We start from the raw sequence: 1,657 nt of genomic DNA, 5'->3' as shown, positions 1-1,657 counted from the left end.
GAGGCTGTCGCACAACTCCCCGCCCTCGACGGTCAAGTGTGTCTTCGGGGCTTGTGGGTGAAGAGCTTGTTGAGGTTGTGAACCGTGCCGAGGAACTTGATCTCGGCATCTACCGCATTACGGCTCCGGTAGTTCAGATAGCGGCCGAAGCGTTGGAAGAGCTGGGCGAATCCTGGCTCGACCAAGGCACTGCGCCGTCGGTACTGCTCCTTCCCGGCGGGGGTGGCGAGGCGGGCCGCCATGGCCTGCTGGCCGGCAGGGGCCTCCTGGCGCTTCGCCGGGAATCCGGCCTGGTGAGCGTCGCTGGTCACCGAGACCAGCAGCGGAAGGTCGGCGAGGGCCTCGAAGGCGGCGGCGGAGGCGTATCCGTTGTCGGCGAGGAAGAGTTGGATCTCTCCAGGGAGATCCGCGTCCCGGTGGTTGTGTTGGATCTTGCGCACCATCGGCACGAGGGCCGTCCTGTCGGACGGGTTGTCGTGGACTTCGATGGCCAGGAGGAGTTGACGTCGGGCGCAGGCGATCTGGATGTTGTATCCCTGGAGGTAGCCGCCGTGTTTGCCGTGGATCAGCCGGGAATCGGGGTCGCTCAGGCAGGCTCGTGAGTCCGGCGAGAGGGCGGGTTCAGGTGTGCGGGCCCGCTCGAGCCAGGCCCTCGCTCTCTCGACTCGGGTGCGCTGCCGGACGAGGACGGTCTTGCGTTCCAGCGGCACCGGCGGCCGCCCGTTGGCGCCCCGGCGACCAGCCTCCCGGTCGTACCGGGCCCGCTCTTCATACTTCTTGAATTTCTCCTGGTGAGCGGCAGTTTCATCCGCCAGGCGCTTCTCCGCGCGAGCGACCATGCGCTCGGCTGCTTCGACTTTTTCGCGCACCTCGCTGGGCGGGGGCATAGATCGTTCGCGCAGTCGTTCCATGGCCAGGTTCGCTCGGGTGAGCCGGTCGCACAGCCGGGACAGACGAGGCCACTGGTCGCCGACCTCCTCAGGGTCGTCGTCAGCCTGCTCATCGGCCTCGACGCTTCGCGCGTGCGTGAGAGCGTCCTCCAGTACCCCACAGATTGCCGTCTCGCACCGGGCGATGGTGTCTTCCAGGCGCTGAAGCCGCTGGTTGGCGTCGCGGGAGGCATTCGCCTCCATCGGTGAACCGTCCACAGCCACGGCGGACAGGTCCACCAGGCTGCGTCGACCGCACAGCGCCAGCACCTGTACGAACAGCGAGTTCAAGGCGGTGCGGTGGCGTCGTACGAAGCGGGCGACGGTGGAGTGATCCACCTGATGGTTCGCGGTGATGACCCGGCAGCCCACGTCGTCCCAGCAGGACTGCTCGATGCGGCGGGAGGAGCGGACGCCCTTGCTGTAGCAGTACAGGAGCAGAGCGACCAGATGGCCCGGCGGGTAGGACGCTCCGCCCTGTCCGTCACGGCGGTAGCTGGCCTCGAACGCCGACAGGTCGAGCCGCTCGACGACGTCAAGCACTTTCCAGCAGAGGTGATCAGATGGCAGCCATTCCCGCACATCCTGCGGCATCTCAAGATCACATTCGCGGTCACACGACAAGAAGTTCCGCCCCACCAGGCAAGATTCCGCTGTCCCCGCAGACTTCGGCACCGAACAGCGAATCGCTCTTGACTCCCGACTGAGGGAAGTCGTGCGACAGCCTC

1 protein-coding gene is annotated in these 1,657 nt (G+C 66.4%); it reads right to left on the bottom strand.

The window, feature by feature from the left end; all coding sequences use genetic code 11:
• Positions 1–32 precede the first annotated feature (32 nt).
• A complete protein-coding gene (locus ACFYMC_RS29710; protein ID WP_388531247.1) occupies positions 33–1,523 on the bottom strand; it encodes a transposase in 1,491 nt (496 codons plus the stop codon).
• Positions 1,524–1,657 lie beyond the last annotated feature (134 nt).

It is taken from the genome of Streptomyces sp. NPDC006879, assembly GCF_042869595.1.
Lineage (GTDB): Bacteria > Actinomycetota > Actinomycetes > Streptomycetales > Streptomycetaceae > Streptomyces.
Note: the sequence above shows the minus strand (reverse complement) of the source record. Positions and strands in the feature narration are given on the sequence as shown.

Bases quoted from the DNA above. Each gene is read 5' to 3' on its own strand.
- ACFYMC_RS29710 (WP_388531247.1), bottom strand. From the start codon at position 1,523: ATGCCGCAGGATGTGCGGGAATGGCTGCCATCTGATCACCTCTGCTGG.